Raw genomic sequence first — 5,751 nt, 5'->3', positions numbered from 1 at the left:
GGTTACTCTTCTTCATGGTGGTCCCCTTGCTGTAGGAGTTCTTGGCGGAACGCCCGATACCTACCACACGGCAGGTTTCGAGCAGGGGACCGCCACCTCAACTTCTACGAGACTCGGGACAACCTCGGTAACGTCCGCACCGTGAACGAGGCACGCAAGCGCCGCAAAGCCAAGCAGGCACGTCGTGATGCGCAGCGGATCAGGATGCGCGAACCGGAGGCGCCTGAGGAGACACCATTGACCGACGAGGTGCGCCAGGCGCTGGCCGGTCATCCGCTCGACCTGCTCGGCATGGTGAGCATGCTCATCGAGGCGACCAAACCGGACCCGCTGGCGTGGCTGCCGTCGCGCCCGCAGCGCGACACGGTCGACCTCACACGCCTGCTGGACAGCTTCGTCGACGTGCACTTCCGTGAGACGACTGCTCTGCTGGCGGTGCTCGGTGAACTTCTCGAGGACGCCGATCTGCAGCGGCGATGCCGCGAGGAGGTTGCCGCGCGGCAGGACATTCTGCCGCCGTGGATCACAGACCTGGCGCACGTCCAGATGTATCGGGCGGTGCGGATGACCCATGTCCTCGGTGACGGCGACGAGATACTGATCGGTGCCAAGCTGACCAACGGTGACGAACTGACCTGTGCCGCGTTCGTCGACCACAACGTGTCCTCCGTCGTCAAAGACGCGTTCGTCGTGCCGGATTCGGTCGACACCGTGGTCCGCGTGGCTGCGGAGCGCAACACCGACCCCGACACCACATTCGTCGACATGAGCCTGGCCGATGCGCGGGCCTGGCTCGACCACGGACTCGCGCAACTGCCCATCTTCAGCGACCAATCCGAGACGTGGCCCGGCTGCCGGCCGCTGCTGTCCTGGCTGACCCGCCAGCTGCCCACCGGCGGCACCAAACGCGTGTCACCCGACTGGGATACCGAATCCCTCAAGGAGTTGTGCGACGACTTCTTCACCTCCGAGGGCGGCGCTATGTTCGACCGGCGCGAGCACGGGCCGTTGCTCGAAGGGCTGCTCGAAACCGGCGACCCGCTGCGGTGGAGTGTGCCGCGGATCGAGCGGCTGTTCCGTGATGACTTCGACGGCGGCGTGCCGTTGGCGGTGGTCCTCGACGCTCCTGACATGCTGGCCCGCTTCATCCCGTTCGCCCACGCGCGCAGCGGGATCCGCGATGAACTCACCGCTGAAGCGCTCGCCACGATCGACGAGATGACCAAGGCGACGAAAGCCGACGACTAGCGCCGAAGTCGACGTGGCCGCGATGTGCAAGATCGGCTTGCAACGGCAGGCCCCGCGGCATCGATGTCAGGGCCGTGGCTAGCGGCCGAGCCTTGTGATGTTCTGCCTTAGAACGGCTTCGGGAGTGGTGAACATCTGCAGTGCGCGCATACATTCGCCGAGTCTCGCCGGATTGTCGATCAGGTGGCCGATCGCGGAACTCAGGCAGCGTTCGATGGCATTTCCATATGCGTTCGCCGCTTTGTCGATTGCGGTTTTGAGTAGCGCTGATGGCGGCGTGAGCATTGCCAGATCGATCAAGTCCCGGCTGAACGTCGAGCGGTCGGCCCAACGGTCGGCGTTGGCCAGCAGTTTGCTTGCGGCCGTATCCAACGCGCTCAGTGTGGTCACGCCGCAAATGTGGTCTGCCGAGCCGGGAGTGTCGAGTGCGATGCGTCCTTCGTGGATGATCTCGAATTTGATCGGATCGCCCTCGACATCAAGAGAAGTGCGGATGCCGTACTGATCGGCGCGGATTTCACGAAGTGGTTTCAGCGGCTCACGGGTGAGGGCGTTGACGCCGGCTGTCCCGGTGAGGAGTTCACGTATTTCGCGGTAGCCGTTGATGTCGGAAACGAGGAAGTCGATGTCCGCGGATTCTCGGTACTCACCGTTGCGGAGCACGATGGCGGTACCGCCGCCGAAATAGCAACGGTGGGTGCGAAGGAGGTCAGCGTCGAGTGCCTGCAGCACGGTGGCCACCTGACGGTGTCGCGGTCGCTCAAACAAGGAGTCTCCCGTGGCCCCAGGTGTCGGCGAGGTGCTGCAGGAACAGTCGCTCCGGTGGCAGCATCGCCGCGTGATCGATGTGTCGCCAATTGCGTTCGTAGAGCGCAAGTGCGTCGGGTTCGGAGATCTCGGTGTCGTCACCGAGCTGCCATGCGATGAGACGCAGCTGTGGGTAGTCCCCGATTCGGACGGTTGCAGCCGACGAATTCGGGTGCAGGTCCACGCTCAGGCCCAGGGCTGCGATGACATTCAGGTAGGCGCCCATCGTGACCGAGGGTGTTCCGCGTTCGATGCGGTGAAGGGTGACCCGCGATAGCCCGGCGGCGTCGGCGGTCTGGTTCATGGTGAGGCCCAGCTCTTCGCGGCGCGCTCGGATCGTGTTGCCGAGCTCCGCCAAACCGGCCAGCACGGCCGCGTCTACTGGGGGAGAAGTCGCCGGCATAATGTTTCCCATTGTATACCCGAATGGCAGGGAGCTGCGGTGATGCGGCGTGGGGTTGGGATGTCAGCGACGGCTACGGCAACCCGAGCGCGGCGCGCAACCGGTCGGCGTCCATGCCGCCGCGGGCTGCCTCCCCGGCGGGGAAGGTGTCGAGCAGCCTGATCAGATCGCCCCGTCTGGTCGGGTCGTCGGCGGCCTGACGCGGGGTGTGGCCATCAAGCGCGGGGATGGATTCGTCGAGCCAGTTGGTCTCGTAGGTGCGGATCATCTCGCCGAGGAGTGCGGCCACGTCCGGGTCATCCGGATCCACCGCAGGCCCGACACCACCGGGTAGCTGGCCGGCCAACGCGGCAGCATCCCGCACGTCGTGGATCGGGCGGCGGGTGTCGTCGAGCACCGTCATCGCGGGATCGATCCGCGCCAGGGTGGCCAGCGCCCGGTCCATCCGGTTGTCGCTGTTGGTCTGCACCCGCAGAGTGTCACCCTCCAATGTCAGAGAGACGCTGATGCGCGGCATCCCTTGGGTGACAACCTGTCCCAGCCAGCTGGGCGGCTCCTCACCATCGACCCGGTCGTAGGCGTCGTCCAGCGCGGAGGCGATCCCATCCGGATCGCCGACCCGCACGGCGGCTTCACACATCGCCAGCGGGTCGCCTTCGGTGTTGACCAGCGTCGGCGGCGCGAACCGGCCGGTCAGGAATTCGACGAGGTCCACCGGGTCGGGTTCGGAGTCAAGCAGTTCTCAGTGCGCCTCGTTGGTGCAGCGCCACCGGGTCCAGCCCGCCGAAGAACTGGAAGGTGTCGCCGGTGGGCAGCACATGGGCGCAGATCAGCTCGCCCGGCCGGAGATGTTTACTGCCGATCCGCTCGCGCACCTCGAACGTGTCGCCGGAGCGGACGTCGCGCACGCTGACACTTCGGCCGCGCTGCACCTGCTCGACCTCGTACACGGACCGTTCTGTCAGGAGCCACTGCTCGACCAAGTGCCGCTCGTCCGCGGGCAGCAGGAACCCGCGCTTGGCCACGAAGTCCTCGAACGCTCCACCCTCGAACAGCACTGCATCGAGGGGCAACGGATCGTCGACGCCGGAAGCAGCTTCCGTGCTGGGTGTGTCGTAGGCGGAGCGGGCTGCGGTCGCTTCGGTGAGGAGTTCGTCCCATTCCGTCAGGAACACGTGTTGACTCGCTTTCAGATACACCCCGCCCGCGCGATCCTCCAGTGACAGCTGCTCGTGGCCAAGATGGCACTTCTTGTATTTGCGGCCTGACCCGCACCAGCATGCGTCGTTGCGGCCCAGATCAGTGCGCGGCATCACGCGGTGCTGCTCGAACACCTTGCGCAGCGGGTGATCGGCATCGGCGTCGGCGCGGCGCAGCAGCGCCATACCGCGTTCGACATCGCCACGGTCGGAGGCGAAGCGGGCCAGGTCGAGCAGGGTCGGTGACCAATCGCGGTTCATCGATTCGGCGGCCAGGTACTCCCGCTCGGCCCCCTCGACGTCGCCCAGTTGCTCCAGCGCCACCGCACCGAGCCAGCGGCACGCCACCTTTGCGCTGCGCGACACCTGTGGCTCCAGCGTCTCGGCGAACAGCCCCAAGGCGGCGGGATGTCCGCCCATGCCGACCGTCTCGTTCACCAGAAGCGTCGCCAACAACGGGTCGGCCAGCGCCGAACCGAACGTGGCCATCAGATTCTGGTACTCGCCGGACCTCGCTGTCGTGGTGTCGTCCCTCTGCTCTGAGAACCCGCCGACCGTCTCGTCGGGCGAGGCGGTCGCCATCTCCAGTGCCTGCGACATCTGCTCGTACACCGTGACGAGCGTGCGCAGCGCCAGGGCGTCGTCGGGCTCGATCCCGTACCGGAGGGCGAGTCGGTTGCAGCTGCCTTCAAATCGCCACCGCTCGAAATCGAAGCCCGGCGGGGCCAGCCAGTCGCGGCTGTAGGCAAGGCCTTTGGCGTCGAAGATCTCGCGCAGCGGGGGCAGTGGTTCGGTGAACACTGCAGGGTCCTCGGCACACACAGTCCACACGGCCGCATCCAGGAACGTCGGCTCGTCGGCGGTGAGGGTGGCGGCGAGTCGGTCGCCCAGGCCGGTCGAGGGCTCCCTCGATGCCGCCCGCTCCACAACGAGACCGGCGTAGGACAGCCGCACACCGACAAGATCGCCGGCCTGTACACCCAGGGCGGGCAGCGTGCCCGCAGGCAGAAGCAGCACACCACCGTCGTCGACCACGTTCAGCGGCACGTTCCGCGCTTCCAACACGTCGTCGTCGTAATCAGGCAGTACCACGGCGACCGACGACCCGTCAGCGAGGCGCTGGTACTGCTCGTGGTGGCAGAGCTCGGTGATCGGATCGAGGTCAGGGGTGACCGTGAGCAGGTCGTGGGCGAGTTCGTCGGCGTCCACACGGTGGGTGAACACCCGTCCGGCCAACACGGCTGGCAACCACACGTAGCGATCGTCAATCAATTGTCTTGTTGGGCTGTTCATCTCGTCGAGAATGCCGCCGTGACCGGACTTCGGGTTGTGAACCCCCGCGGCGAGGAGGCGGTCTTCGAGGTCGGCCTCGTTCAGGGGGCCGTGTTCGGTCAGGATTCTTTCCAGAACCCCCACTGGATCGAGCGCATCCATCACGGCGATCACCCTACGCCGGAGCCAGGGCCCGGTCTGCGGGGCACGCCCATCGTCACCCGCGAGGCCAGCGTCTGGAAAGTGGGGTGGGTGTCCAGGCCGGCCATGCAGGTGTGCCGACGACGAAACCCGCGGCGGGTTGAGCCACCACACGCGGACCGCGGACCGCGGACCGCGCTGTTGTCGTAGAACGTCGCCGCGTCCGCGCGACCGGACGCGTCGGCGACCAGATCCCAAAGCCGTTGATAGCGTCGGCGAATCTTGGGTTCGGGCACGTCATGGCCGCCCGCGCGCACCCGATGTCGAACGCGGAGTACAGCGATCTCCTCAGGGATCAACACGGCGTGCAGTGCAGGATCACTGTGTAGCCCGCCGCGTGAGCGGTGTCGAGGAGTTCGAGTTTCGACGGGTGTGAGAAGACGGTCTCGGCGATGAACGATTCGCCGAGTTCGATGAGCCTTGAGCGGCGGTCTAACGGTGGGCGGATCCCAGTTCCGAGTGCTCTCTGCTAGCATTCTGCTAGCAGGTAGCTCGCTTTTGGATACACTCGACGGGTGCGAACTCTGCATCTGCGTAATGTGCCCGACGATGTCATGGACCGGCTCGAGCGGCTGGCGCGTGCAGCAAGCACGTCGGTGACTGCCGTCGCGATCCGCGAAC

3 protein-coding genes and 3 pseudogenes are annotated in these 5,751 nt (G+C 66.0%); 2 read left to right on the top strand and 4 right to left on the bottom strand.

All coding sequences use genetic code 11. The features are described from left to right. The first annotated feature begins 141 nt into the window (after positions 1-141). Positions 142-1,248, top strand: a complete 1,107-nt coding sequence (locus WA944_RS10185) for a hypothetical protein (protein WP_526608925.1) — start codon at positions 142-144, stop codon at positions 1,246-1,248. Positions 1,249-1,326: 78 nt separating this feature from the next. Here the strand turns inward: WA944_RS10185 and WA944_RS10180 are convergent, their stop codons facing one another. From WA944_RS10180 to WA944_RS10165, 4 genes and pseudogenes are all read right to left on the bottom strand, one after another. Further along, a complete protein-coding gene (locus tag WA944_RS10180) occupies positions 1,327-1,980 on the bottom strand; it encodes a nucleotidyl transferase AbiEii/AbiGii toxin family protein (protein WP_526374661.1) in 654 nt (217 codons plus the stop codon). A 28-nt stretch (positions 1,981-2,008) separates the two neighbouring features. Next, positions 2,009-2,458, bottom strand: coding sequence for a helix-turn-helix transcriptional regulator (locus tag WA944_RS10175; protein WP_526374659.1), 450 nt, complete (start codon positions 2,456-2,458; stop codon positions 2,009-2,011). A gap of 73 nt (positions 2,459-2,531) precedes the next feature. After that, a pseudogene (locus WA944_RS10170) lies at positions 2,532-5,094 on the bottom strand (SEC-C metal-binding domain-containing protein). A gap of 52 nt (positions 5,095-5,146) precedes the next feature. Further along, positions 5,147-5,563, bottom strand: a pseudogene (locus tag WA944_RS10165) (ATPase); the annotation flags it as partial. 82 nt (positions 5,564-5,645) lie between these two features. On the opposite strand from WA944_RS10165, the pseudogene WA944_RS10160 reads away from it, so the two are divergent. Then, a pseudogene (locus WA944_RS10160) lies at positions 5,646-5,751 on the top strand (antitoxin); the annotation flags it as partial.

Origin of the sequence: Mycobacterium sp., from assembly GCF_049683355.1 — a bacterium.
In the GTDB taxonomy this organism is placed as follows: Bacteria; Actinomycetota; Actinomycetes; order Mycobacteriales; family Mycobacteriaceae; genus Mycobacterium.
The sequence above is the reverse complement of the archived record's forward strand: the minus strand, read 5'-3'. Positions and strand labels throughout refer to the sequence as shown.